The sequence below is a fragment of the Moraxella canis genome, from assembly GCF_034424565.1.
Lineage (GTDB): Bacteria > Pseudomonadota > Gammaproteobacteria > Pseudomonadales > Moraxellaceae > Moraxella > Moraxella canis.
Genome location: NZ_CP139961.1, coordinates 1,891,629 through 1,917,247, shown reverse-complemented (window position 1 = coordinate 1,917,247; position 25,619 = coordinate 1,891,629). Strand labels below are relative to the sequence as shown.

General features: G+C 45.9%; 26 protein-coding genes. 3 read left to right on the top strand and 23 right to left on the bottom strand.

What is annotated here, in order from left to right; genetic code table 11:
• Position 1 precedes the first annotated feature (1 nt).
• The 16 genes from nuoK to glmM form a co-directional block, all read right to left on the bottom strand.
• Positions 2-364 carry an NADH-quinone oxidoreductase subunit NuoK gene (gene nuoK, locus U0021_RS08660; protein WP_114800442.1) on the bottom strand — a complete coding sequence of 121 codons (363 nt, stop codon included), beginning with the start codon at positions 362-364 and terminating at the stop codon, positions 2-4.
• Positions 364-1,005 (bottom strand): NADH-quinone oxidoreductase subunit J, encoded by a 642-nt coding sequence (nuoJ, locus tag U0021_RS08655; protein WP_078256438.1) that lies wholly within the window; start codon positions 1,003-1,005, stop codon positions 364-366. Before nuoJ ends, nuoK begins: the two co-directional genes overlap by 1 nt.
• A complete protein-coding gene (nuoI, locus tag U0021_RS08650; RefSeq protein WP_049236127.1) occupies positions 1,002-1,550 on the bottom strand; it encodes an NADH-quinone oxidoreductase subunit NuoI in 549 nt (182 codons plus the stop codon). The genes nuoJ and nuoI overlap by 4 nt, the downstream gene beginning before the upstream one ends.
• Positions 1,551-1,562: 12 nt before the next feature.
• Positions 1,563-2,594, bottom strand: a complete 1,032-nt coding sequence (nuoH, locus tag U0021_RS08645; protein WP_078256439.1) for an NADH-quinone oxidoreductase subunit NuoH — start codon at positions 2,592-2,594, stop codon at positions 1,563-1,565.
• Positions 2,594-5,638, bottom strand: a complete 3,045-nt coding sequence (gene nuoG / locus U0021_RS08640; protein WP_114800441.1) for an NADH-quinone oxidoreductase subunit NuoG — start codon at positions 5,636-5,638, stop codon at positions 2,594-2,596. The genes nuoH and nuoG overlap by 1 nt, the downstream gene beginning before the upstream one ends.
• Complete coding sequence (gene nuoF / locus U0021_RS08635; protein ID WP_081261636.1) at positions 5,638-7,050, bottom strand: NADH-quinone oxidoreductase subunit NuoF; 1,413 nt, start codon at positions 7,048-7,050, stop codon at positions 5,638-5,640. Before nuoF ends, nuoG begins: the two co-directional genes overlap by 1 nt.
• An 11-nt stretch (positions 7,051-7,061) precedes the next feature.
• Complete coding sequence (gene nuoE, locus U0021_RS08630) at positions 7,062-7,571, bottom strand: NADH-quinone oxidoreductase subunit NuoE (RefSeq protein WP_114800440.1); 510 nt, start codon at positions 7,569-7,571, stop codon at positions 7,062-7,064.
• A 245-nt stretch (positions 7,572-7,816) separates the two neighbouring features.
• On the bottom strand, positions 7,817-8,293 hold the full coding sequence (locus tag U0021_RS08625) for a LysE family translocator (RefSeq protein WP_114800439.1): 477 nt from the start codon (positions 8,291-8,293) through the stop codon (positions 7,817-7,819).
• A gap of 5 nt (positions 8,294-8,298) precedes the next feature.
• The gene (gene nuoC / locus U0021_RS08620; RefSeq protein ID WP_049236133.1) at positions 8,299-10,047 is read right to left on the bottom strand and encodes an NADH-quinone oxidoreductase subunit C/D; all 1,749 of its coding nucleotides are present in this window, start codon (positions 10,045-10,047) and stop codon (positions 8,299-8,301) included.
• Positions 10,048-10,144: 97 nt separating this feature from the next.
• On the bottom strand, positions 10,145-10,816 hold the full coding sequence (locus U0021_RS08615) for a NuoB/complex I 20 kDa subunit family protein (protein WP_049236134.1): 672 nt from the start codon (positions 10,814-10,816) through the stop codon (positions 10,145-10,147).
• A gap of 201 nt (positions 10,817-11,017) precedes the next feature.
• Entirely contained in the window at positions 11,018-11,611 is a 594-nt protein-coding gene (ndhC, locus tag U0021_RS08610; protein WP_049236135.1) for an NADH-quinone oxidoreductase subunit A, read from the bottom strand.
• A gap of 179 nt (positions 11,612-11,790) precedes the next feature.
• On the bottom strand, positions 11,791-12,003 hold the full coding sequence (locus tag U0021_RS08605; RefSeq protein WP_114800438.1) for a heavy-metal-associated domain-containing protein: 213 nt from the start codon (positions 12,001-12,003) through the stop codon (positions 11,791-11,793).
• A gap of 127 nt (positions 12,004-12,130) precedes the next feature.
• Positions 12,131-12,811 carry a DUF305 domain-containing protein gene (locus U0021_RS08600; RefSeq protein WP_114800437.1) on the bottom strand — a complete coding sequence of 227 codons (681 nt, stop codon included), beginning with the start codon at positions 12,809-12,811 and terminating at the stop codon, positions 12,131-12,133.
• Between the two features lie 81 nt (positions 12,812-12,892).
• Positions 12,893-13,561 (bottom strand): outer membrane lipoprotein chaperone LolA, encoded by a 669-nt coding sequence (gene lolA / locus U0021_RS08595; protein ID WP_205276527.1) that lies wholly within the window; start codon positions 13,559-13,561, stop codon positions 12,893-12,895.
• Between the two features lie 346 nt (positions 13,562-13,907).
• A complete protein-coding gene (pdxH, locus tag U0021_RS08590; RefSeq protein WP_114800436.1) occupies positions 13,908-14,543 on the bottom strand; it encodes a pyridoxamine 5'-phosphate oxidase in 636 nt (211 codons plus the stop codon).
• Positions 14,544-14,597: 54 nt separating this feature from the next.
• Positions 14,598-15,953, bottom strand: coding sequence for a phosphoglucosamine mutase (glmM, locus tag U0021_RS08585; RefSeq protein ID WP_114800435.1), 1,356 nt, complete (start codon positions 15,951-15,953; stop codon positions 14,598-14,600).
• A 266-nt stretch (positions 15,954-16,219) separates the two neighbouring features.
• On the opposite strand from glmM, the gene U0021_RS08580 reads away from it, so the two are divergent.
• Positions 16,220-17,110 (top strand): alpha/beta fold hydrolase, encoded by an 891-nt coding sequence (locus U0021_RS08580; RefSeq protein ID WP_114800434.1) that lies wholly within the window; start codon positions 16,220-16,222, stop codon positions 17,108-17,110.
• Positions 17,111-17,113: 3 nt separating this feature from the next.
• Positions 17,114-17,881 carry a CPBP family intramembrane glutamic endopeptidase gene (locus U0021_RS08575; protein WP_114800433.1) on the top strand — a complete coding sequence of 256 codons (768 nt, stop codon included), beginning with the start codon at positions 17,114-17,116 and terminating at the stop codon, positions 17,879-17,881.
• A gap of 31 nt (positions 17,882-17,912) precedes the next feature.
• Here the strand turns inward: U0021_RS08575 and dusA are convergent, their stop codons facing one another.
• The 7 genes from dusA to U0021_RS08540 all read right to left on the bottom strand — a co-directional run bounded on the left by dusA (position 17,913) and on the right by U0021_RS08540 (position 24,538).
• Complete coding sequence (gene dusA, locus U0021_RS08570) at positions 17,913-18,878, bottom strand: tRNA dihydrouridine(20/20a) synthase DusA (protein WP_114800432.1); 966 nt, start codon at positions 18,876-18,878, stop codon at positions 17,913-17,915.
• Between the two features lie 8 nt (positions 18,879-18,886).
• The gene (locus tag U0021_RS08565; RefSeq protein ID WP_114800431.1) at positions 18,887-19,687 is read right to left on the bottom strand and encodes a TatD family hydrolase; all 801 of its coding nucleotides are present in this window, start codon (positions 19,685-19,687) and stop codon (positions 18,887-18,889) included.
• A 42-nt stretch (positions 19,688-19,729) separates the two neighbouring features.
• Positions 19,730-21,358 carry a mechanosensitive ion channel family protein gene (locus U0021_RS08560; protein ID WP_114800470.1) on the bottom strand — a complete coding sequence of 543 codons (1,629 nt, stop codon included), beginning with the start codon at positions 21,356-21,358 and terminating at the stop codon, positions 19,730-19,732.
• 169 nt (positions 21,359-21,527) lie between these two features.
• Positions 21,528-22,187 (bottom strand): isochorismate family cysteine hydrolase YcaC, encoded by a 660-nt coding sequence (ycaC, locus tag U0021_RS08555; protein ID WP_078256453.1) that lies wholly within the window; start codon positions 22,185-22,187, stop codon positions 21,528-21,530.
• Between the two features lie 368 nt (positions 22,188-22,555).
• Entirely contained in the window at positions 22,556-23,287 is a 732-nt protein-coding gene (locus U0021_RS08550; RefSeq protein ID WP_078256454.1) for a YoaK family protein, read from the bottom strand.
• A 1-nt stretch (position 23,288) separates the two neighbouring features.
• Complete coding sequence (locus U0021_RS08545) at positions 23,289-23,834, bottom strand: NADPH-dependent FMN reductase (RefSeq protein ID WP_114800430.1); 546 nt, start codon at positions 23,832-23,834, stop codon at positions 23,289-23,291.
• A 293-nt stretch (positions 23,835-24,127) separates the two neighbouring features.
• Positions 24,128-24,538: a DoxX family protein gene (locus U0021_RS08540; RefSeq protein WP_078256456.1), complete on the bottom strand. Its 411-nt coding sequence runs from the start codon at positions 24,536-24,538 to the stop codon at positions 24,128-24,130.
• 172 nt (positions 24,539-24,710) lie between these two features.
• On the opposite strand from U0021_RS08540, the gene U0021_RS08535 reads away from it, so the two are divergent.
• Complete coding sequence (locus U0021_RS08535; protein WP_114800429.1) at positions 24,711-25,619, top strand: LysR family transcriptional regulator; 909 nt, start codon at positions 24,711-24,713, stop codon at positions 25,617-25,619.

Sequence of the window (25,619 nt, the reverse complement as noted above, 5' to 3'; positions counted from 1 at the left end):
CTTACCCCTTTAACTTATTGGCTTGATTGACATCGAGATTTCTAAAGCGGTGATAGAATTGGAGCAAAATCGCCAGTCCAATCGCTGCCTCAGCTGCCGCCAGTGTCAGCACAAAAATAAACATGATTTGACCATCAGCACTGCCCCACATATTGCCGCCGACTACAAATGCTAAGGCGGCAGAGTTCATCATAATCTCAAGGCTCATCAACATAAATAAAATGTTGCGACGAGCCATCACACCCGCCAAACCGATGGCAAAAAGTAATGCCGATAAAATCAGCGCATGTGAAGCAGGGATGCCCAAGCCTGCCAATGCCACGCCCGCTTGAGCGCTTGCTTCATTAACTGCTGCTATGGTCATCAAAAACCCCCTTTGCGCTTTGTATGGTCTGTAAATACGGGACCATCTGGCTGATGATTGGCTGCATGAGCACCATCTTCTGACTCTTGGTAGTGGCTAAAATTCTCATCATCAAGCGCTTTTTTACCCAAATGGTATGCCGCAACCAACGCTCCAAGCAATAAAAATGCCGCCACTTCCACCAATAACACATATTGGGTAAACAAGCTGATACCAACCTGCTTGGGGTCAATGGTATTGCCGGACAACGACACTGCTGCAGTTGGTGAGCTTAAAATAAATGCCGTCAGCACCCCACCAATAATCAGTGTCAAGCACACAGGCGTCGCCCAAGCGCTTGAGCTAAGCCAAGTTTTTTCTTCGCTCATGTCCGTGCCCAGATTGAGCATCATGATCACAAAGACAAACAGCACCAAAATCGCGCCAGCATAAACAATGACTTCAAGAACGCCTGCAAAAGGCGCACCCAAAATAAAGAAAATTCCTGCCACCGCTAAAAGCGATACAATCATCGATAAAATGGCATGGACAGGATTGGCGTGTGTCACCACCCTAAAACTGGCAAATACAGCCACTGCTGCCAGCGCATAAAAGCCAACCACATTGGCATCGCTGAGCCATTGTAATAATACATTCATCATGGTAATAAACTCCGCACATCAACCGGTGCCGCTTCATTTTGATGCGACCCTTTGGGTTGATTTTCGGTCGCCATCCCTGTTACTCGATAATAGTTATAATCAGGATATTTGCCGGGACCTGAGATCAGTAAATGCTCTTTTTCATACACCAGATTTTGGCGGTTATACTCACCAAGCTCAAAATCAGGTGTCAGCTGAATGGCGGTTGTCGGGCAAGCTTCTTCACACATGCCACAAAACACGCAGCGGCTAAAATTAATTCGGAAAAATTCAGGATACCAGCGTCCATCTTCGCGCTCTGCTTTTTGTAAGCTGATACAGCCTACCGGGCAGGCAACTGCGCATAAGTTACAAGCAACACAGCGCTCATCGCCATCAGGATCACGCGTCAAGATAATCCGTCCACGAAAACGCGGTGGTACTGGTACCGGCTGTTCAGGGTATAAAATCGTGTCGCGTGGTCTGAGCGCATGGGTATTGACCATCCACATTGAACGGACGATACTAGCGATGCCAACTGCCGTATTTTTTAGAGTTGAAAGCATGATATCACATCCTTATTGTACGGAAAGTATGACGGCAGCCGTCACAAGCAAATTCACCAATGTCACCGGCAGACAGACTTTCCAGCCAAAATTCATCACCTGATCATAGCGTGGACGCATCAAAGAACCACGAGCCAAAACAAACAAGGTCATAAAAAATAATGTCTTGACCATAAACCAAATCACCGGTGGAATAAAAGGTATCTCAAGCCCAAAAGGCGCAAGCCAACCCCCAAAGAACAAGCAAGTCATGAGTGCTGAAATGACGACCACATTAACATACTCGCCAATAAAGAACATGCCAAACTTCATGCCAGAATATTCCACATGATAACCTTCGGCAAGTTCTTGCTCTGCTTCTGGCTGGTCAAAAGGATGGCGATGTGTCACTGCAACCCCTGCAACCACAAAAGTCAAAAAACCAAAAAACTGAGGAATCACATTCCAAACCACGGTTTGGGCTTCGACAATCTCACGCAGGTTAAATGACCCTGCCATTGCCACCACGCCCATTAAGGATAGTCCAAGAAAAACTTCATAACTGATGGTTTGGGCAGACGATCGAAGACCACCAAGCAACGAAAATTTATTGGCAGAAGCCCATCCGCCAAACATCACTGCATACACCGCCAAGCCTGCCATGGCAAAGAAAAATAAAATACCAATATTCCAATCTGCCGCCCCTAAGGTTGGTGACAATGGAATAATGGCAAAACTTGCCAAAGCAGTAAACATGGCAATGGCAGGTGCCAATGTAAAGATCTTTTTATCGGCAAACTCAGGCGTCCAATCTTCTTTAAAGAAAATTTTTAACATATCCGCCACCAGCTGCAGCGACCCTTGCCAGCCGACGCGGTTTGGACCATAGCGATCTTGCCAAAGCGCAAGCATACGGCGCTCATAGACGATCATTAAAGCAGCAACCATCACCAAGCCAAGAAAAATGACCAGTGCCTGCACCACCAAAAATACCAATGACCAAACATCAAAGCTCATCGTATTGGTTAAAAATGAAGGCATCTCTGGGATAATACGAATCGTCATCACACGCTCTCCATGACTGGGGTGACGCGCACCGGTGTTTCACTCGCCTTAAATAAAGGACTACGATATGTCTTTGAAAGATTTTTTAGGCTTGACACATAGCTTGGCTCAAAAATCTCTGCCACTGAGTCTGCTCGCTTAATTTTTGTTGGCACTCTAGGGCTCAGCGGCACGACGCCTGCGCCATAGCCAATGCATCCATCAGGAATGTACTCACTGATAATAACAGGTAGGACAATTTCCCCATAGACCGAATCGATCGCCAACAAATCCCCTGTGCGGACTTGCCAAAGATCAGCGTCTTCTTTATTAACATACCAACCAGTCGGTTTTATTTGATTGGCGACAATTGGGCTACGGCTTGCCATCGCACTGGCACTAAATAGATTATGAATTGGGACAAGTCGCACCACGCCGTTAAAGACACTGGTGTTTGGGACATCTTGGATCATTGAGCGCGACGAAGTATAGCTTTGGGTGGTTTTGGGCAAATGATCAAACAAGCGCACGCCCACATCGCCACCTTTGAGCTTACCGCCCACTTTATCTTGATATTTATTCCATGCTTGCGGCGAGTTCCAGCCCGCTGCCCAAGCAAATGGAATGCTGGCAGGATTGGTTTGAGTACCAACATAACCTTCCATAGAAAATGTCAAAGCGGTATCAAGATCTTTTGGCTGCATCGGCTCATGAACTGATAAAGGTGCGCGCAGTGCTGTACGACCAGAGTAGCGACGCGGCTCACGCGCGATCTTAAGACCCGTAATCCGATAGTCCGCTGCTGGTGCAGCCTCTTGAATCAGCGCCAAATCATCGTGATGTGCCACGATATCAGCAATCACCTCATCCAGATGTGCCGCACTGGCAGTCTTACCAGACTCATAAGCCAGCGCATACAGCCATCTCCAGCCTTCTTTGATGTCACTGGTCGGCTCATAATATTTTTTATCATAAACTTGGAAGAAGCGCTGTGCTCGACCTTCTGCGGAGACCAAAGTACCATCTGCTTCTGCAAAGCTGGCAGAAGATAGCACCATGGCAGCTTGGTCATGCCATGGATAGCTTTGATGATCTATAACGATCACCGTTTTATCTGCGATTTTCTCCAGTACATTAATGCCAACGCTTTGGCTTAGATCGTTTTCAAGCACGATCAGCACATCAAAATCTTCTGCCAAAACCTCTTCGATTGATCTGCCGCCAAGCAGCGACAAGCCGACACTATTAGCGGCAGGCAGTGCCAAATAAATCGCTGCAATCGGTACAAAATGCTCATCAAGCGCCTTAGGCTGCGGCTGGCTGATTTGCGCTTGCTCGACCTTATCGGTTTGAGTGTCGGGATGTTCAGGTTTAGCTGCCAGCTGCGGGTCGTGACTTGGCATATCTGCTGCATGAGCTTGCTCATATGCCGCCAATTCATCAGCGTTAGTTTTTTTGATGGCGCGGCGTTTATTGCTTAAAGCTTGAGAAACAAAGCCAGCGGCATCAATGACTTGCGGTGATTGTAATGAAGTACCAGAGATGATCAGCGGCTGATTGGCAGAGACCAAATCCACAGCGATTTGATAAGCAAGCTCAAGCATCTGAGCGTCAGCGGTGATTTGGGGCTTTTGAAGATTATCCAAATGCACATCAAAGCTTTCGATGATTTCACCCACCAAATAGCCCAATCTTGCCACATCTTCGATGGTTGCCACGACAGAGACTTTGGCGATATCGTCCAGTTTGGTATCGACCACATCCACCACATAAATGGGGCTATACTCAGTTTGTCCGATACGCTTAACTGGTTCGGCAAGCCAATGATCTGTGCGCAAGGCAGTTGCCATGGCTTTGGCTTGATTTTTTGCTGCTTGGCGTACGGACAATGCCACACGGGCTGACGTTTGAGTGATGTCTTCACCCAAAATAAATACCGCATCCGCCTGCTCAATTTGAGCCACAGAAGGATTATAAATATCTTGGTTACGCAAAAGCTGAACCGCCTGATCCGTCAAAGACTGCATCGCCATCGTCTGACCGGTGCTATATCGCGCATCACCCACCAGTTTTTTGAGTGCGAAATTATTTTCAAGACTGGTGTGGACACTACCGATGCCGATGACTTTTTTGTCTTGAATGATTTCAAGGACATGATCAAGTGCAGCATCGGCGCTCAGCTCAACTCTGCCTGACGGAGTGTTTTGATAAGGGCGGATGGGTCGATCCGCTCGGTTGACATAGCCATAGCCAAAGCGTCCGCGATCGCATAAAAAGTAACCATTCACGTCATGATTATAGCGGTTCTCGATACGACGAAGCTCGCCGTAGCGCTCGCCTGCTGAGATGTTACAGCCGGTGGAGCAGCCATGACAGACACTGGGCGCGTACTGCATATCCCACTTGCGATTATAGCGATCAGAATGGGTCTTATCGGTGAATACACCTGTTGGGCAAACTTCAGTTAAGTTACCGCTAAACTCACTTTCAAATTGACCGTCTGCTTCACGACCAAAATAGACGCGATTATTTGACGCATACACGCCCATATCTTCACCGCCGGCATAGTCTTTATAAAAACGTACGCAGCGATAGCACGCGATACAGCGGTTCATTTCATGATTGATAAATGGACCTAAATCTTGGTTATGATGCGTTCGCTTGGTGAAGCGATAGCGGCGCTCACGATGCCCTGACATATAGGTCATGTCTTGCAAGTGGCAATGACCCCCTTCTTCACAAGTTGGGCAATCGTGGGGGTGGTTGGTCATCAAATATTCAACAATGCGCTTACGAAACCCTTTGGCTTCTTCATCATTGACAGAGATGTACATATCATTGGTGGGCGCAACCATGCAGCTCATCACCAATCGTCCACGCCCTGCTTCATAGTCTTCAGCACTGTTGTATTGCTTGACTGCACACTGACGGCACGATCCCACAGAACCCAAAGCAGGATGATAACAAAAATAAGGAATATCAATGCCAAGCGACAAACAAGCTTGTAATAGGTTATCGGCGCTATCAACCTCGACCGTCTTACCATCAATATGAATGACTGCCATCACTCGCTCCCCACTGCATCCACCGAGATTTCGGCTGAATTAATCTTATTGTCAAATTCATGACGGAAATATTTTAATGCACTCATCAAAGGCTCCATCGCCCCTGGCGCGTGCGCACAAAATGTCTTACCAATCCACAAATCACGCGTCAGCTCAGACAGTTTATCGATATCTTCAGGTCTGCCTTCGCCTTTATCGATAGCATCTAGCATCTTCACGCCCCATGGCAGTCCATCACGGCATGGCGTACACCAGCCGCAGCTTTCACGCTGAAAGAACTGTTGCAGATTTTTTGATAAACTCACCATATCCTGGGTTTCGTCCACCACCATCATCAAGCAAGTACCAAGGCGCGAGCCTGCTTTCATGATCGGTTCAAAATCCATCACCAAATCCAAATGCTCATCGCTTGCGGTCAAAAAGTCCGTACTGGCGCCACCTGGTAGCCATGCTTTGAGCTTCAGCCCCTCTTGCATACCACCTGCCAATTCAATCAGCTCTCTTGCGGTGTAGCCAAAAGGCACTTCCCAAAGCCCTGCATCTTTGACTCGTCCTGATACACCCATGATTTTGGTGCCCGGGGTATCAGATTTGCCTTTGGCTTTTGGTAGATTTAAATACCAATCCACGCCATTGATCATAATCGCTGACATATTATTGAGCGTCTCAACATTATTGACGACTGTGGGTCTGCCCCACGCTCCCGAGACTTGGGGAAATGGCGGCTTGGTGCGCGGGTTGGCACGGCGACCTTCTAGGCAGTTGATGAGCGCTGTCTCTTCACCGCAAATATATCGCCCCGCCCCTGTATGCACATGCAGCTCAAAATTAAACTGGCTGCCTAAAATGCCCTCACCCATCAAGCCATGCTCATGCAGCTCTTTGATTGCTGCTTCAAGTCGCTTGGCTGCCAAGATGTATTCACCACGAATAAAGATATAACCCACCGACGCACCGATGGCATAGGCACTGATCAGCATCCCCTCGATCAGCTGAAATGGCAAGCGCTCCATTAATAAGCGGTCTTTGAATGTGCCAGGTTCCATCTCGTCAGCATTACAAATCAAATACCGCACGCCCCCATCTGGTGGCGTCATAAACGTCCATTTCAAGCCTGCGTTAAATCCTGCCCCACCACGGCCGCGCACATTGGCGTTTTTGATCATCTCGCCCACTTCTTTGGGGGTTTTGCTTAGGGCAATTTTTAGACCATCAAAACCTTTTAATGCCAAATAATCAGCCAACTTTAAGACAGCATCTTGATGAAATAAACGCCAAGTCAAGGGATGAGTCTCACAAGTCGGCTCTTGACCTTCTGCCAAGCCCACGCCATAGATCGGTATGCGCTGACGATTAAGCTGACTTGGGGCAAGCCCCTCTTTACGCGCCTGTATCTGCTCTGCCACGCTCATCATGTTGGTTGTCATAGATATTGCTCCAATAACAATGGCACATCCTGTGGTGTGACCGACCCATAAGTATCTTCATCAATCAAAATACTGGTGCCTTTATCGCAATTACCCAAGCAGCAAATCGGCAGCAAGGTAAATCTGCCATCAGGGGTTGTCTGCCCAAAGTCAATGCCCAAGGTGCGTTTAAATTCGTCCGACAAAGCCTCATAACCCGTCAAATAACACGCAATCGAATCACAAATCAAAATCACATGGCGACCCACGGGGCTACGATAGATGCGGTTAAAAAATGTCGCCACACCCTCGACATCCGTCACAGCGATAGACAGCATATTGGCGATGGCGGCGACTTGGGTGTCATCGACCCAGCCGTTACGCTTTTGGACTAGCTTTAGCGCATCGAGCACCGCTGCACGTGGCTGTGGATAATGATGAATGTACTCATCAATTCCTGCAATTTCTTCCGCCGTTAAGATGGCATTGACATCTACTTTAGGGGTTTTATCGGTTACGATTTTCATCTACAGCACCATTGTTTACTTATCGCCTAAATTTTTAATTCTATACATCAAAACTTGATTTTGATAACCAAAGTCAAACTGACCAACTAATTTGTCAACAAAACAACTGTCTTATATACACCAAACACCGCCACGCATAGTAATATCAGCCCTGATACTCTGCCCACCCAAGCAATAAAGGCTTGATTTTTTATCTTGGCAAATATCACACCGTATAATGACAAAATACCATAATCTAATATTACCTATGTTAAAGTTAATATCATCATGGCAAGGCTGATATTTTCACTGATGCCAAAAAATAATGGGAAAAACGCCATAAAAAATAGTACGTCTTTGGGATTGCTTATTCCTACCAAAAACCCTTGTTTAAAATAAACCGCTAACGGCTTTTTATTGGTCTGTGCTTTATCCAATGATAAGGATGTGGCATAAAAACTGTCTTTAATCACTTGTAAGGCAAAATACAGCAAATACAAAGCACCAAACAAGCCAAACCATGTCAACATCGTTTCACTAACAGCCAACACTCCATACAAGACCAAAAACGATATGGCAATAAGCACCAAAGATGCCGCATTTGTCCCTGCAATCGTCAAAACGCCCGCCAAAAACCCTTGTTTTGAACTATTATTTACCACCATTACCGTAACAGGACCTGGCGTGGATAAAAATAGCACCACTGAACTTATAAAGCCAAGCAGTACAACAACATCAATCATCACGTCTATCTATCACAATCTGCCATGACAATATCAATACTTGCCAAATAAATAATCGCGTCGGACACCAATGAGCCGTTAATCACGCTAGGCATCTGCTGCAAATGAGCAAAAGTCGGTGTGCGGATACGTGTACGATAGCTCATGGTTGAGTTATCGCTTGTTACATAGTAGCTGTTTAGCCCTTTGACGCCTTCCACCATACACGCCGACTCACCAGCAGGCATCACAGGACCCCATGATACGGACACAAAGTGGTTGATGAGCGTTTCGATGTCTTGTAGTGTGCGGTCTTTTGGTGGTGGTACTGCCAGTGGATGCTCTGCTTTGTACGCTCCGCTTGGCATATTATTTAGACACTGCTCAATGATACGCAAGCTTTGGCGAATCTCTTCTATCTTCACCAAACATCTATCATAAGCATCACCGTTATAGAACACCGGAATCTCAAAGTCAAAGTTTTCATAGCCCAAATACGGACGAGCCTTACGTAAATCAAAGTCAATGCCCGTAGCTCGCAGACCCGCGCCAGTAACTCCCCACGCCAAAGCCTGTTTGGCATCATATTGGGCGACCGCTTGCGTGCGTCCTTTTAAGACTGTGTTGGTCATCGTGGCTTTATAGTACTCATCAATGCGTTTTGGCATCCAATCCAAAAACTCACGCACCAAACGCTCCCAGCCATTGGGCAAATCATGTGCCGTCCCACCAATTCTAAACCACGCTGGGTGCATACGATAGCCCGTAACTGCTTCAATGACATCATACGCCTTTTGACGGTCGGCAAACATATAAAACACTGGCGTCATACCGCCTGCATCTTGGATGAACGTTCCCCAATAAAGCAAATTATTGGTAATCCTAAAAAACTCACTCATCATGATACGAATGACATTGGCGCGCTCAGGGGTGGTAATGCCTGCCAATTTTTCCACCGCCATGATGTACGGCAGCTCATTCATCACGCCGCCCAGATAGTCAATGCGGTCGGTATAAGGAATGAACGAATGCCACGTCTGACGCTCCGCCATCTTTTCCGCCCCACGGTGGTGGTAGCCGATGTCAGGAATGCAGTCAATGATTTCTTCGCCGTCTAGCTGCAACACCAAACGAAACGCCCCGTGTGCGGACGGGTGGTTAGGTCCGATGTTTAGGAACATAAAGTCTTCATCACGCCCAGAGCGTTTCATGCCCCACTCTTCGGGCACAAAGCGTAAGTTTTCTTGTTCAAATTGCTGTTTGGCGGTGTTCAAAAAATACGGCGTAAATTCAGTGGCGCGTGCGTGGTATTCTTTACGCAAAGGATGCCCTTCCCAGTATTTAGGCAATAAAATGCGTGTCAGATGCGGGTGTCCGTCAAACACCACCCCAAACATGTCCCACACTTCTCGCTCATACCAGTTGGCATTGGGATAAATTTTGGTCGCACTTGGAATATGCTCACCTTCTTTTAAGGCGACTTTGACACGAATGTCTGAATTTCGCTCCAAGCTCATCAGATGATAAAAGACAGTAAAATCACTGTCAGGCAAACCATGGCGGTGCTGACGCAAACGCTCATCCATAGCGGATAAATCCACCAACATCACAAAAGGCTTGGGCAGCGTGCGCAGCGTTAATAGCACATCCAAAACCACACTCGGTTCAACCCAAATGGTGGGAATGCCGTCCGCCGTAGACTGTGTGATATAAGCGTGGTTTTTTGCGGTCAATTCTTCCAACACGCCAAAATCGTGAGTGTGATTTATGCTCATTCGTATTTACCAATTTTTTAAAAGTATAAAAATTTACGCGTTTTTGAAATTTTTATTTACTCAGCCATAGATAAGTGATGACGTTAATTAAAGCCGCTTAAAACGCATCATCTTGGCTACGCAGATTCACTGTAGCGATGCGGTCAGCCATTTTACGGTCTCGTTCAGGCGTCATCACAGGCTGAATGATGCCTTGTTCATCCAGATGAATGCCAAGCGGACGGCGTTCATGCGTGATCGAATCTTGGAGCAGCATCAATGCCTGAATGACCGCTTCAGGGCGCGGCGGGCAGCCGGGGATATACACATCTACCGGTAAGATTTTATCCACGCCTTGTACGACCGAATAAATGTCATACATACCGCCTGAGTTGGCACACGCCCCCATGGAGATGACCCATTTGGGTTCTAGCATTTGCTCATAAAGTCTGAGAATAACAGGCGCCATCTTAACAAAACACGTTCCCGCCACAATCATCACATCCGCTTGACGCGGTGATGCACGAATCACTTCGGCACCAAAACGCGATAAATCATGCACACCCGTCAAGGTTGTGGCATATTCTACATAGCAGCAGCTGGTACCAAAGTTAAACGGCCATAAGGAGTTTTTGCGCCCCCAGTTAGCCGCGGCATGCGTCAAATCAGACAGCTTCGCCATAAAGACATTTTTATCCACTTCAGCTTGGGTGATGTCATCGATGATCTCACGGCTTTGTTGTGGATATTGCTCAGTATTTTGATTTGGCTTGGTGAGAGTGTATTTCATAGTCTTAATCTTGCTGGTTAACAAACTGGCATTATTTTAGCATTTGGTTTTTGGATTTGGCCAAATGACCATTTATCATAAAGGTGATGGCAAGCATGGCAGATAGCCAATCAATTTTGTACCCTGTTATTGTCATCAGCGCTTCCTTATCAGTCAAAAATCATCCATGCCAATAACACTGTCAATAAATTGGCAGTGTTATTATGAGTTAAAATCTTGGGTGGTGACGCGACCTGTGGTGTTGATATGGTCGATATTTGCCATATGCGCTTTGTTTTTTTCAATGTCATTAGAAACATTGATGCGTCCTGAAGATTGGGCAGGGACTTTGCCAGTAGGATCGGTATGCAGCTCATCGATACCATTAAAAGCTGTAATGGCAGCCAAATCAAAGTTATCAGGACGGCTTAGGATGCGTGGTTTTTTCTGACGCTTGTCGGCAGGTGCCCAATTCATCGCGCCCAAACGCAGCTCATAGATCAGACCGACAAACAAAATGGCAATGAAAATCGCCGCCGCGGTAAATCCATACCAATTCACTTCGCGCACACTGACTGCATAAGCATATAAAAACAATGCTTCTAAATCAAAAATGACAAAGAAAATGGCGACCAAATAGAATTTAGCAGATAAGCGAATGCGCGCCGAACCAGCAGACACCACCCCTGCTTCAAAGGTTTCTTGCTTTTGAGACCCTGATGAACGCCCGCCAAGGAGACGTGGCACTACCAACATAAAAACAACCAGCCCTACGGCGGCTAGCAAAAATGCAATCGCTGACCAATTGGCTAACATAATCACCTCTATGTGATCTCAATTTTGTAAAATGGCGGTATTATAACACACTTTACAAAATTACATCATTTTAGCAATGAATTTATCCCAAGAAATTATTTCAAATTATTATGGTATGATTTTTTTAGCAAATACTATGTAAAAAATTCATCCAAACATTCTAAAGCAGCATGATTGGACTAAACCGCTTGCGCGTCAAAACCCGCCTCTTCGATCGCCTCAATGATCGCTTCGGCATCACAGGCTGACTCATCATATGCCACCACTGCCAAGCCATCTTCAAGGCTAACAGAGATCGCCTCCACGCCAGCCACCGCTTGCAAAGCTTTTTGGACGCTGCTGACACAGCCGCTGCAAGTCATACCCTCGATCTTAATCTCAATTTTTTTCATAGCGCATCCTTATCCTGTACTAAAAAGTCATCAAAGTATAACACAGTTGTCATATAAGCCTTAAGTAAAATAAAAACCCAAGCGTCTATTTTTTCGCTTGAGTTTAAAAATTTAAGTCTTATAAGATTCAATCAGCATCATGCAGCCAATTTTGTAGGGCTTTTAATTCGGTCGTTTGAGTGATGATAATATCTTCTGCCAAGGCGGCGACTTCTGCATCCAGCCCCATCTCGAGCGCTTGCTCAGCCACATGAATGGCTTGCAGCTGATGCATCTGCATCAGATAAATAAAGGCTTTATCCGCCGTTTGGGAGTTGGCGGCTGTTATCAGTGTTTGGGTATCATAAGATTCATAGCCATTAAAAGCCAAATGTGGTGACTGCTCAGTCCGCTCATGCGTCAGGGCATCATTGGCAAGCCACTGTCTCATCCACGCCATTTGTGCTTGTTGTATGTCTATGCTGCGCTGAGCGATATTTAGCGCTTGCTTATCTGACCCAAATTTAAGCTGAACATACGCCATCATGACGGCAGCTTGCTGATGATTGAGCATGGTGCTGACAAATTGATGGTTAATGTCCGTACTAAGGCTTTGGTTTTGGATGGTCTGCTCTAACTCTTGGATGATTTGAGCATAGCTTTGGTGGTAGTCATCGCTAAATTTGGTGGGGCGTGACTGCTTGATGGTACCAGATGTCTCATCAGTTTGGCTACAGCCAGCAAGACCGCCTGCCATCACAGAGCCAATGAATAGATACCGTACAGCTTTGATCACAGTCTGCTTACATTTTGATCGCTGATTGATCATAGTGATACACCCCACCGCCGATCTAAGATCGTTATGAGCATCAGGCGCATCACAAGCGCCTGATGCTCATGGTCACACAGATTACTGGCTGATGACATCGACACCGTTTGGCGGTGTAAAATTAAACTGCGCTGCCGCCAATTTTTTATTCAAAGAAATGTTGCTAAAGCGAATGGTGGTGGTCTGACCGATAGCATCATGAAGCACCATCATCACAGGACGACCGCCATTAAAGCTCAAAGACAAGCTGTTAAAATTGGCGCTGCTTGATTTGGGCGTCAATACGAAGTAATTTTTATTGGCATTAGGCTGGCTGACATTAAAGTTTTGGCTGATTTGGCTAGGGTTGCCTGACAATAGCAGCGCTGGAGTTTCGCCCACTTGGTTGCTGACCGACTGGCGGGTGGCTTGCTGCAAATCTTTATCATAAATCCACATGGTGCTGCCATTAGCCACAATCAGCTGCTCAGCTGGTGATTTGGTTTCCCAGCGGAACTGATTTTGGCGCTGAACACTCATAGAGCCTGTAAAATTGGTGGTCTTGCTGCCTGCTTTTGTGGTTTGGCTAAAATTCGCTGTCATTGAGCGAATGCCCACAAGCTGATTGTTTAAATTTTTGGCAGCGGTTTGCTGAGAAGCTGCCGCAGCGTGAGCGGTGGTTGCCATTGCCATAGGCGCTGTAGCAGCCGTCACCGTTGCCGCTGCTATAAGTGCTTTGATCGCCATGGCTTTGATGGTTGAAGTCGTCATAGTTTTCCCTCATAAATTAAATGACAAAAAACGCGTCATTGATCTAAAATTTTAGTTGCTCATGAATGTTTGATGCATTTTGCCAAATTACCGTGTTGCAATCTACATAAAAAATGCAAAGGAACGCACCTGATTGTTACTGCCTACTAGAAAATTGGCAGATTTGAGCGCAAAAGTTGCCCAAAACCATGAAAAATGCTGTATTTGTAACAAAGCATGACATTCTGATGGCATCATTTTTGGCAAAATTGGTTTAAATTACTCAAAATTCGTGCAAAAATTTTGTCATTTTAAGTAAAAGCCTGCCAAAATTTGTGATTTTGACAGGCTAAAATATCAAACTGGCTTATGGTAAAAGACGCTGAATTTCCCAAGACTCACCGTGTTTGGTGTATGTCATGCGGTCATGCATACGCCCAAGACGCCCCTGCCAAAATTCAGCGCGCTCAACGATCAGCTCATATCCACCCCAAAAGCTTGGGTGCGGTACAGATTCGCCAAAACGCTGATCAAGTTCTAAAAACTTATCTTCCATAGTTTGGCGGCTATCCACCACACCACTTTGGGGCTGACTCACCCAAGCACCCAACTGGCTTTCGCGTGGGCGCTTGGCAAAATAAGCCGCTGATTTTTCGCTAGAAATCTTTTTCATTTGACCGCTTAAACGGACTTGGCGCTCAAGCCCTTGCCAAAAAAACAACACTTCAGCATTGGGATTATCGGCAAGGTCTTGACCCTTAGCACTGTCATAATTGGTATAAAACACCACGCCTTGATCGGTCAGCTCACGCATCAGCACTATACGAACACTTGGGCGACCATCCGCGCCGCATGTTGCCAAACTCATCGCATAAGGTTCGGGCAGCTTGGCATCGACCGCTTCATCAAACCACGCTCGAAACAAATTAAATGGATCATTTGGCAGCCCTGCATCAGCCAAACTATGTTTTTCGTAGGATTGTCTATGATCTGTCAAATCCACAATCAATCTCCTAAGATATAATAAAGTGACACATCGTCACGATTTAATCAGTTATTAAGCAAGTACGCGCTTGACTTCTGCGGCTAATTTTTCTGCTAAGGCTTGGCAGCTACTTTCGTCTTGGTGCTCAACCATCACACGGATGACAGGCTCGGTGCCTGACTTGCGGATCAGCAAGCGCCCTTGACCCAAAAGTGATTTTTCTGCTTCATCGAAGATGGCTTTGAGTTCTTCATTGGCATACGGGTCGCTCATTTGAGATAGGCGCACATTGATCAGCTTTTGGGGAAATGGCGTATACCCTTGGATCAATTCGCTGAGCGCCTTGCCTGTTTCTGCCATGCAGCTGAGTACCTGTAAGCCTGCCACAATCGCATCCCCTGTACGGCTTTTATCCAAACATAAAATATGCCCCGATGGCTCACCGCCGATAGACCAGCCGCGCTCTTCTAAGTCTTGCATGACATAGCGATCGCCCACTTTGGCACGATGAAAATCTATGCCCTGATCAGCCAAAGCCAGCTCAAGCGCCACATTACTCATCAAAGTGCCGACCACGCCTGCAGGCTTAAGATGCTTGGCAAGTATATATAAGATCCCATCCCCATCCACGATATTACCCTGCTCATCGGTCATGATAATGCGATCGCCATCGCCATCCAATGCGATGCCCACATCTGCACCATGCTCACGCACCGCTGCCTGAATGACTTCAGGATGCGTTGAGCCACAATGATCATTGATATTGACGCCATCAGGGGTATTATGAATGGCGATGACTTGTGCGCCAAGCTCTTTGAGTACTCGAGGTGCTGCGCTGTAGCCTGCACCGTTGGCACAATCGACGACGATTTTTAGATGGGATAAATTAAAATGATAAGGGAAACTGCCTTTACAGTATTCGATATATCTGCCTTTGGCATCAGCGACACGGTGATTTTTGCCGATGGCGTCTGATTTAATGCCTGCTAAGCGCGCCATGCGAGCATCCGTATCACCGACCAAGTTATCTAGCTCGGCATTGATGGCATTTTGCATATCGTCAGAGATTTTTTTGCCTTCATGACTGAAGAATTTCACACCATTATCTTGGTACGGATTATGCGACGCTGAGATCACCACGCCCATGTCGGCATGGAAGCTTTTGACCAAATGCGCAATCGCAGGCGTAGGCAATGGTCCAAGCATATAAACATCAACGCCCGCCGCGTTAAAGCCCGCCTGCAGCGCCGCTTCGATGACATAGCCCGACAGACGCGTATCCTTGCCGATCAATACGCTTGGACGCTTATTTGGTGATTTTTCAACCAAAACTCGCCCCGCACCAAAACCCAAGCGCAGCAAAAAATCCGGGGTAATTGGAAAAACTCCAAACTCCCCTCGAATACCATCTGTACCAAAATAGCTCATCATCAATCCTTATCACAATGTATTATAGCGCCGATGCTTACCTAACGCAGTCTTGACGCCGCTTATCTTTATGATGACTTCTACAGCCATCATCCATAAAATTATAGCACATTCAAAAAGAAAATGAATGATGACAACTGGGTGAATTTATCGTCTATTTGACAAATAAGATCACAAAACAAGCGCTAGCAAATTGACCCAAAGTCATGTATGCTTTATAAATTGAATATTGAGTCATTTTTTGATAACTGTTTTAGGATAATGATATGACAATCGCCAATATTAATCAGCTAGATCAATTGCCCAAATCTATAAAAACTGGCAAACCTGTCCTACATTTTGTGCACGCCAACGGTGTCCCTACGCCGACTTATCAGCCGATGCTTGATAAACTTGCCGAACACTTTACCATCGTGTCAATCGATAAATTAGGCACACATCCTAGCTATCCAGTCGATAATCACTGGCAAAGCCTGACGCACCAAGTGGGTGATAGCATCGATGATGCCTGCCGCGAGCATGGCGTGCCGACATTGGTGGCAGTTGGGCACTCGGTGGGTGCGATGACGACCATGCAGACATTACTTGCCAATCCCAAGCCGATCAGTCAAGCGATTTTATTAGATCCATCTTTGATCACCACGCGTAATGCGCTGTCTTATCACCTTGCCAAATTGATTGATCGGCAAATTGGGCGCATCCCCAAATTTCGCCATCGGCTGATTGACAGATTATCGCCTGCCCATAAATCCAAACGCCGTAAAGATACCTACGACAGCCGAGAAGATGCGTATCAATCTTTACGACAAAAAGCACTGTTTGCCCCTTTTGATGAGCGCAGTTTTAATAATTACATTCAATACGGCTTTGAGCCGACCGCTGATGGTAAATACACGCTAAGCATTCCAAAGTCTGTGGAAGTGTCGATTTTTCGTACCATTCCTTCATTGTATTGGCTAAAATCGATCTCGGCGACTAAGCCGATGACTTTGATTGCAGGTCAAGACAGCCATTTCACCAAAATCGGCTCATACCAAGATGCTTATAAAAAGTTTGACATTCCTGTGTGCTATGTGGCAGGCTCGCACATGTTTCCACTTGAGCACCCCGAGCAGACCGCCGAAGATATCCTAAACACCATCATCGAACAGCTGTAAATCATGCCCATCTCTCAGCCGCTGCCAAGATACACGCCAATCACGGCCATCTTTTTGATCGTTGCTGTGGTTGGCAGTATTTTTGTTTTTCAAAATGGGTGGTATTTTTTACTCAAAATGATTGCCGATTCGTCGGTGGCGTCTTTTACCGCTGACAATACCTTGACCATCATGTCACTGGTGCTGACGGCGGTGTCGTTGGCATGGCTGATTTTGATTTGGCAATACTTGCGCATCAGGCAATTGACCAATGACCAAACTCAAGCTGTCAAACTTTGGCGGCATTATTTTGGCTTTGAGCCGATGCGTCTCAGATCGTTTTTGGGAGCGCTTGCAGTACTCTTGGTAAGCATCGCGTTATCAAGCTGGGTGGTTGTACAGCTGAGCGATTGGCTCAAGCCTGCTCCATCAATGGACGCAGCACAGCTGGTGGATCAAAGCACGCCGATGTGGCTATTTGCGCTGCTTGTGCTCATCTGCGCACCCGTCTATGAAGAGCTCATTTGCCGCGGTCTATTTTGGCGCTTGGGCGAAGATATGTTTAGCCCCTTTTTCACGCATCCGCAATCCATTCAAATCGCCATCAGTCTGTTATCCAGTGGCATTTTTGCGATATTGCATTTTCAATATAACTATATCGATCTGATCATAATGGTGGCAATTTCGCTGGCGTTATGCTACGCACGCATCCGCACTCAGTCAGTTTTTGCCCCCATGTTACTGCACAGCGTCAATAACAGCTTGGTGCTGCTGTTGATGATTTTTACTTAGCGGATTTTTGATAGTGTCAGTTATAAACACATTATTGATCATTTTGGGACAAAACTCGCTCACCTGCCTGATAAATCTCATCAAGCGTGAGCGAAGATTTACCGCTTAAATCCTGACGCCAGCGCCGCGCGCCGCTCAATCCTTGAAATAATCCCAAATAATGACGCGTCACTGTCGCAAGATTTGCACCTTCATCAGCACGTTGCTTGAGATATGCCATAAGATTTTCAAAAACCTGACAGCGACTTGGCGGCTCACTGCCCCATAGGTGATGACATTCTGCCATCAGATACGGATTATGATAAAACGCGCGCCCCACCATCACACCATCAACCTGCGTCAAATGCTCGCGAATGGCAGCCAAATGATCAATACCGCCATTAATCTCAATGGTCAGCTCAGGAAATTCTTGCTTGAGCCGATACACGTCCTCGTATCTCAGCGGTGGGATTTCACGGTTTTGTTTGGGAGAAAGTCCTTGTAGCCAAGCGATGCGCGCATGAGCAATAAAATGAGTGCAGCCTGCTTCAGCTACGGTCTCTACAAAATCGCGCATAAACTCATAACTGTCAAAATGATCGATGCCGATACGATGTTTGACAGTGACAGGCTTATCCGTGTGATCTTTCATGGCGCGCACCATGTCAGCCACCGTTTGCGGCTCTGCCATCAGGCAGGCGCCAATTTTATTATGCTGAACCCTATCCGAAGGGCAGCCGACATTGATATTATATTCATCATAAGCGCCGATTTGCTCAGCGACAGCCACCGCTTTTGCCATCTCGTCAGGGTTTGAGCCGCCCAGCTGCAAGACAACAGGGTTTTCACTGCCGTGGCATCTGAGCACATGAGCGGCATCACCTTTTAAGATTGCGCTTGTGCTGATCATTTCGGTGTACAGATATATATAAGGATTAAAAAGCCTGGCAAATGCTCTAAAATCCATCGTGGTGTAATCAATCATCGGCGCAAGGCTGATGCGTTTATTGGTCATCATAAGCTAAATTATTGGATAATGGTTTTGTATTGATTGACCAAATTCACGAAATTAGCGCTTGTGATTTGACCAATCTCTTCGGCAGGTTTTTGATAAACTTTGGATAAGGCTTCAGCCACATAAGGCACAAAAGTTGGCTCATTATCTCGTCCGCGCTTCGGTACAGGTGCCAAATATGGGCTGTCCGTCTCAATCAGCACCCTATCTAAAGGCAGCTTAGCGGCGACATCTCTGAGCGCTTGTGATTTATTAAAACTGACAATCCCAGACAGCGAAATATACAGCCCCATGTCCAAGGCGCGCTTAGCAAAGGCATAATCTTCGGTAAAGCAGTGGATAATCCCATGCTCGCAGCGCTCAGCTGCCAGTACATCGAGTGTATCATCATAGGCACTGCGCGTGTGCACGATGATGGGTTTTTTGGCGATTTTACCGGCGTGGATATGCGCAGCGAAACTGTGTTTTTGGGCAGATTGTTTATCGCTATCCCAATAATAATCAAGCCCCGTCTCGCCAAATGCCCAAACTTTTTCATCATCAAGCGACAGCAGCACATCAGGAGTGATACCAGCCAGCATACCTTCATCTTGACAAGGATGAATCCCCACACTCATGCCAATATCAGGCGCCATCTGAGCCGATGAGCGATCCACCCAAGCACGGATGTCATCGTATTCAGACAGCTGACACATGATCGCCATCGTACGACTGACCCCCGCATCATACATGGCTTTGAGCAGATTGTCGGGCTCATGAGCATGTTTATCAAGCTTAAGATAAGTTAAGTGCGCGTGGCTGTCTGTGTACATGGATGTCTCTTAGGTGTATTAAAAGTGAAACGGGGTATTTTATCATGTCTTAGGCGGATTGGGGTCATCATTTTTGGTGATGGTGATGGCTTGCGATGGCATGGCATGCTCAATGTGATAATCCTCCAAAAATTTTAAAACTTCCAAAATCAGCAAGGTTTGCTTGGCATAAAAATCCTGCGCACCATCAGCATCGATATAAGCACGCATCTCAATCACATAGCAGTCTTGGCGCAGCTCTTTGATCCAAACTTGATTCCATTCATAATTCGTCAATCGATGCGCTGCCAAGAACGCTTGCAAATCAGCCACCGCGCGCTCAATTTCCGCCAGGCTCGCTGTGCGCTTGATAAATAAATTATGCAAAAAATAAAACATATCCCTTGCGGTAAAGTTCTCAATTTGTAATGATGAAAACTCGCCATTTGGTACGGTAACCACGGTACGATTAAGCGTGCGAATACGCGTTGAGCGGATGCCAATGTCAATTACTGTGCCTTCATAGGTACCAAATTTACAATAATCGCCCACATGGACAGGTCGGTCAGCGACCACGACGACCGAACCAATGAGATTTTCGATGGTTTTTTGGGCGCCAAATGCAAGTGCCAAACCACCGACACCTAAGGCTGCGATCCCTGTGGTCAAATCAAATCCAAGATTTCCAAAAATCAAAATGATCGCCAAGATCACCATAAAGGCTTTGGCAACTTTTCTGAGTAGATTTAAAATCGAAACCTGTTCGGGACGCCCGCGCTTGACTGAATTGGCTTCGGCACGGCGAAATACGCTGTCAAGCAAGCGTAGCATCAGCCAAGCCGTTGCACCCCAAGCCACAATATCCTTGATGCGGCCAAAGGAGCTGCGCAGTGTCAGAGGCACGCCCACGCGCACCATCACCTCAGGCAAGATCATCGCCAAAAACACCAAAGACAGCGGCATGATCACGCTAGGCGTAATCCGAAATCGCTTTTTACGGATGGTGATGTACAGCCACTTACTCACCCAATACAGCACCCACACCACCAAATTGATCGCCAAATATAGCCCAATCACCAAGATGCCAAGAGACACCAATTCAAGCCAATGCTTGGTTTGGCTATGCGTGCCTGGCTGCGATAATTTGAGTCGCTCTGACAGTGTTTGGGCGTGGATGGTCTTCTCGGGTAATGCCGCCAAAGTCTGCGATGACACTTGCCAAAACACCGTCCCATCTTCGCTTACACGCCGATTGAGCAGAATATCGATGTTGTCGTTCATCAGCCGAAGCTCGCCGACTTTATCAATATCGCTTGGCAGATTATCAGACAGATCACCCTCGCTGACGCCACTAATTTGCAGGTCTTGATACAGCTTACCCCCTGCATCCAGTGCGATCACCAAATGTTCAACAACTTCACGGTTGGGCGTTTTGGTACTTGCCAAATATCGTCCGTCCAAATAGTTGGCGGCAAGCTCGTAGTCTTCTGACGCGATCGCGCGCAAAAGCCCTTGCACCGTGCCCCGTGGCGTCTCACGCCCGAAGCTATCCACGGGAATCTCGGCGGGTTTTTCTTGAGTGTTTGATAATAGCTTGGCAGTTGTGGCATGACTTGGCATGACCGTCATGACCAATGACAGCATCACACCAATGATCATCAAGGATAATTTATCAACCATTTTATCAGCCATTGTCGCACCGTCATTCACCATGATTATGGGGTTTTATAAAATGTAATTCAAAGGGTATTATAATCTGAAGGATGCTTAGAAAAAAGTATGGTTTGGGTAACTACCTTACCCAAACCATGGTTAAATGAATGTTATAATTTAATTAAAATTTAAAATTTTAATTTGATGCTTATTTCGCATCTTTAACAGCATTATAACTATCGATAAGCGGTGAATACTCGGTGCTGATTTCATAGAATAGCTGTGTGTAGCCTTCCATGTCTTCGCGCCAGTCTCGGCGTAGTTCATTTGCCATCGCAAACCAAGTCAGTAGCTGCGCGCCTTCTTGCTGCATGCGTAGCCAAGCGGCATTACGGCTGATGTCATTGAATGTACCTGAAGCATCAGTGATTACAAACACTTCATAACCTTGCTTAAGCGCAGATAATACTGGGAATGCAACGCACACTTCAGTCACGATACCTGCAATGACTAGCTGCTTACGACCAGTTTTTTTAATGGCTTTAACAAAGTCTTCGTTATCCCAAGCGTTAATTTGACCAGGGCGTGCGATATAATCAGCATCTTTGAACATTTCTTTAAGCTCTGGGAATAGCGGACCGTTTGGACCTTCTTCAAAGCTTGTGGTCATAATGGCTGGTAAATTGAAATATTTGGTGATTTTAGCCAAAGCAAGTACGTTATTTTTAAATTCGTTGGCTGGCATATCACGGCATAGAGTCTGCAGACCAGTTTGATGGTCAACAAATAAAACGACTGCGTCATCTACCGAAAGGCGATTATATAGATTGTCGTCCGTTTTTAGGTCTGGTTTTTTAGATTTAAACATAACATTATCCTTTGATGAGTTATCGTAATGAGCTCAATTTCCCCAGTATCAATGTGCTCATTGAATGAATTTGTTGTTAAGCATTTTTAGACTGATCCAAGTCCATGAATAGCGATCTAAAAGTGATTAACAGTTGATACTGGGTTTAGGATAACACCGTTCTTGGGATTCACTTTATTAGTTTGGTGAACTTTTAGTAAGCGCTTTGTAATTTTTGTATGCGCCATCTTTATGAGCGTTGGGCTTTGTATGCCCTTTAAGAATTTGGTAATAATTGAGGGTTTATTGATTAGTTAATATTAATAATTTATGAATAAAAGGACACCAAATGGCGTCCTTAAACCCAAAACTGGCTGACCATCAAGTCATCAAGATAGATAGTCTTTGTCGCGCGCTTTGAATGCCAAATACAGTACTGGCAAAATGAACGGTCCAATAGACCAAAAATCAATCGCCAAATATAAAAGTGTACCGATCAGCGCACCAAACGCAAAGGTAAACACCACCGCCGCGCTGTATTTTAGGCTTTCCATATTACACTGCGTGCGGTTAAAAATATAATCCGACAAATCAATCCCAAGCTGCGTGGTGTTACCTGTCATCAATAACGTTGGGCGCACTTTGCCCATGATGGTTTTGCCCGCGGTATTACGAATCGCAAACGCCATCAAACCTAAAAATCCTGTAATACCTACTTCCCACGCACCGCGCACTTCAAACGGACCTAAGATCAGCGCTGCCGCCATAAATGCGCTCAAAAACAGCACTTCGGCAAATAAAAGCTCGCTTAAGATGGGCTTATCCGCTGGTCTGACGGCGATATAGCGTTTGGTGAGCACCACAGTCAAGATAAATACTGGCAAAGCCCCAAGCTTAATCCACAAGTCATCGCCGCTTTTGACAATGCCTGCGCCTGCCATCACCAAGTTTCCTGTGACGTGGTTGGTAAAAAAGCCAAGCAGCGCAATAAAACCAATGGTATCAATCGCACCACCAACCAAGGTCAATAAAATCGACGCTTCATAGCGCTTCCAAAACCCCCCACTTGGCTTTACAATTTTTTTACTTTCGTCTTTACTGTCTTCGACGTTTTGACTCATGTTATCCCCCTATAAATTCAACCAATGCTTCAGCAAATGCATCCAAAAACTCTTTGGTTCTGTCGCTTGTCACCTGCCCTTCTTCGATGCTTTCGGTGGCACGGCTAAGATACACTTCAGGCGTGATCATGACTTTGGCGGACAGTGACTGCATCACTTTTCGCACATCGATGCCACACTCTCTGCCACCATAAGTGCCTGGTACTGCTGTCACCACAGCGACTTTTTTGGCAGGCCAGACACTTTGACCGTGTGGGCGTGAAGCGATATCGATGACATTTTTAAGTGCCGCAGGCAACGTGCGATTATGCTCTGGCGTGACAATCAAAATAGCATCAGATGCTTGGATCTGCTGACGCACTCGATCATAGCTTTCGATGGATTGTTGATCATAATCTTGGTTATACAGCGGCAGATCATGAATGACGATCTCCTCAACAGTGACATGATCAGGCAGCTGCTGACTGATATAATTGGCAAAAATTCGATTGATTGAATTTTTGCGCAGACTACCAATAATTACCGAAAGCTTCACTGGTTTTGTCATAAGATCTCCAAAATTTTTATCAAATAAAATCAAAAACCTTATTCTAACATGCTTTTGAAGCGATATTTGCTACAAAATGCAACCAAGAGACCTTATCACAAAAAGCACAGTTTACAGATGCTTTGGCGTTACCAATAATCTAAACTATGCCATCAATACCCAAAAAAATAAAAAGGCTTGCTTATCAATCCTGTGACACGCACATTCAACCAATAAGCAAACCTTTGACACAGTTCATCCAGTTAGGCTGATCACGCCAATCCAACCATCAGATGGCGTGATGCATACCAAGATTAAACTCTGTTATGATGCTGTAGACGAGTACCATCTTTGCCTTCATCAAATGAAAACGCTCCAGGACCGTGCGCAAAGATCATCAAAAAGCCACCTGCCATCGCAATATTTTTCATGAAGTCATTTTGTTGCTCAGGATCGCCAAATGGGTGGAAGATTAGTGCCGATAGGATGCTAAAGCCTGCGAATAGTAACGCAACCCAGCGTGCCTTAAAGCCCACCAAAATCGCGATACCGCCCAATACTTCTAAAATGATCACCAGTGGTAACATGATGCCTGGTACGCCCATCATCTCCATGTAGCCTTGAGTGGCTTCATAGCCGCTGATTTTGCCGATACCTGAGTAGATAAAGATGGCAACCAACAATAGACGACCGATCGGTGCGCTGAAGTTTTGTACTTGATTCATAATGAATTCCTTAAAAAGTTTTATATAATGATTGAATGTTGTGGGGCGTATTTTAATTGTTGATTAAAGCTGTGTAAACCCCCATATTTGCAAATTATAGTTGCTAATTTTAGAACAATAAAATTTAGCGCAGTTTTTTTGGATCAATTAAGCATCAAAATCGGGTATCAACATGGGTCAATTAGAAGATATGGCGCTGTTTGTGCGCATCGTCGAAGCAGGCAGCATTACCAAGGCTTCAGAGCAGCTTAATATGGCAAAATCAGCACTCAGTCGGCGGCTCAAGGACTTAGAAAGCCGCCTGAATGTTCAGCTCATCAGCCGTAATACGCGCAGCTCGGCGCTGACGGATCAAGGTCGGCATTATTATGATCAAGCACGCAATATTTTGGGCGATGTAGAAATTTTAAATGAGCAAATCAGCGGCATCAAAGCCCGCATCGAAGGTACGCTCAGAATCACCACGCCATTATCATTTGGCTTGATGCATCTGAGCGATATCATTGATAATTATGCCAAACGCCACCCCTATTTGGATTTTGAGCTGGATTTTTCGGATCGTCATGTGGATTTGGTCGAAGAAGGCTATGAGCTGGCGATTCGTATTGGTGAGCTTAAAAACTCAAGCTATCAAGCCAGGCGCTTGACTCAGATCCGCTATGTCCTGTGTGCAAGCCCCGCCTATATCCAAGAGCATGGCATGCCCAAAACCATTGATGAGCTTGGTCAGCATGAATTTTTGCAATACGGCTTGGGCAAACAAAGCAGCCTACAGCTGATGGATCGGCATGGGCAAACTCATCACCTTGACTTTAGCTCAAAAATTAAGGCAAATAATGGCGATTTTTTGGTCAAGATGGCGTGCAAAGGTTATGGCATTGCTTTTTTGCCGACCTTTTTGACCTATCAAACCATCGCATCAGGCGCACTAATCCCTGTGATGACTGACTATGAACTACCTTCCTTGAACGCCTATGCGGTCTATCCCCAAAATCGACACTTATCGCAGCGCTGCCGCTCGTTTATTGATTTTATCATTGATGAGCTTGGTGATGATCCGTATTGGGATGAGATTAAATAG

Excerpts from the sequence above, each read along its gene's own strand:
- nuoK (WP_114800442.1), bottom strand. The coding sequence starts at position 364 with ATGACCATAGCAGCAGTTAATGAAGCAAGCGCTCAAGCGGGCGTGGCA.
- U0021_RS08580 (WP_114800434.1), top strand. The coding sequence starts at position 16,220 with ATGACAATCGCCAATATTAATCAGCTAGATCAATTGCCCAAATCTATA.
- U0021_RS08625 (WP_114800439.1), bottom strand. The coding sequence starts at position 8,293 with ATGATTGATGTTGTTGTACTGCTTGGCTTTATAAGTTCAGTGGTGCTA.
- nuoF (WP_081261636.1), bottom strand. The coding sequence starts at position 7,050 with ATGAGCGTGGCAGAGCAGATACAGGCGCGTAAAGAGGGGCTTGCCCCA.
- U0021_RS08615 (WP_049236134.1), bottom strand. The coding sequence starts at position 10,816 with ATGAAATACACTCTCACCAAGCCAAATCAAAATACTGAGCAATATCCA.
- nuoI (WP_049236127.1), bottom strand. The coding sequence starts at position 1,550 with ATGCTTTCAACTCTAAAAAATACGGCAGTTGGCATCGCTAGTATCGTC.
- U0021_RS08565 (WP_114800431.1), bottom strand. The coding sequence starts at position 19,687 with ATGTACACAGACAGCCACGCGCACTTAACTTATCTTAAGCTTGATAAA.
- U0021_RS08600 (WP_114800437.1), bottom strand. The coding sequence starts at position 12,811 with ATGATCAATCAGCGATCAAAATGTAAGCAGACTGTGATCAAAGCTGTA.
- nuoH (WP_078256439.1), bottom strand. The coding sequence starts at position 2,594 with ATGACGATTCGTATTATCCCAGAGATGCCTTCATTTTTAACCAATACG.
- dusA (WP_114800432.1), bottom strand. The coding sequence starts at position 18,878 with ATGATGACCAATAAACGCATCAGCCTTGCGCCGATGATTGATTACACC.
- nuoE (WP_114800440.1), bottom strand. The coding sequence starts at position 7,571 with ATGAAAATCGTAACCGATAAAACCCCTAAAGTAGATGTCAATGCCATC.
- U0021_RS08540 (WP_078256456.1), bottom strand. The coding sequence starts at position 24,538 with ATGAATCAAGTACAAAACTTCAGCGCACCGATCGGTCGTCTATTGTTG.
- nuoC (WP_049236133.1), bottom strand. The coding sequence starts at position 10,047 with ATGAGCATAAATCACACTCACGATTTTGGCGTGTTGGAAGAATTGACC.
- ycaC (WP_078256453.1), bottom strand. The coding sequence starts at position 22,187 with ATGTTTAAATCTAAAAAACCAGACCTAAAAACGGACGACAATCTATAT.
- nuoG (WP_114800441.1), bottom strand. The coding sequence starts at position 5,638 with ATGGCAGTCATTCATATTGATGGTAAGACGGTCGAGGTTGATAGCGCC.
- U0021_RS08560 (WP_114800470.1), bottom strand. The coding sequence starts at position 21,358 with ATGGCTGATAAAATGGTTGATAAATTATCCTTGATGATCATTGGTGTG.
- nuoJ (WP_078256438.1), bottom strand. The coding sequence starts at position 1,005 with ATGATGAATGTATTATTACAATGGCTCAGCGATGCCAATGTGGTTGGC.
- U0021_RS08535 (WP_114800429.1), top strand. The coding sequence starts at position 24,711 with ATGGGTCAATTAGAAGATATGGCGCTGTTTGTGCGCATCGTCGAAGCA.
- glmM (WP_114800435.1), bottom strand. The coding sequence starts at position 15,953 with ATGAGCTATTTTGGTACAGATGGTATTCGAGGGGAGTTTGGAGTTTTT.
- U0021_RS08545 (WP_114800430.1), bottom strand. The coding sequence starts at position 23,834 with ATGACAAAACCAGTGAAGCTTTCGGTAATTATTGGTAGTCTGCGCAAA.
- U0021_RS08550 (WP_078256454.1), bottom strand. The coding sequence starts at position 23,287 with ATGAGTCAAAACGTCGAAGACAGTAAAGACGAAAGTAAAAAAATTGTA.
- U0021_RS08575 (WP_114800433.1), top strand. The coding sequence starts at position 17,114 with ATGCCCATCTCTCAGCCGCTGCCAAGATACACGCCAATCACGGCCATC.
- U0021_RS08605 (WP_114800438.1), bottom strand. The coding sequence starts at position 12,003 with ATGAAAAAAATTGAGATTAAGATCGAGGGTATGACTTGCAGCGGCTGT.
- ndhC (WP_049236135.1), bottom strand. The coding sequence starts at position 11,611 with ATGTTAGCCAATTGGTCAGCGATTGCATTTTTGCTAGCCGCCGTAGGG.
- lolA (WP_205276527.1), bottom strand. The coding sequence starts at position 13,561 with ATGACGACTTCAACCATCAAAGCCATGGCGATCAAAGCACTTATAGCA.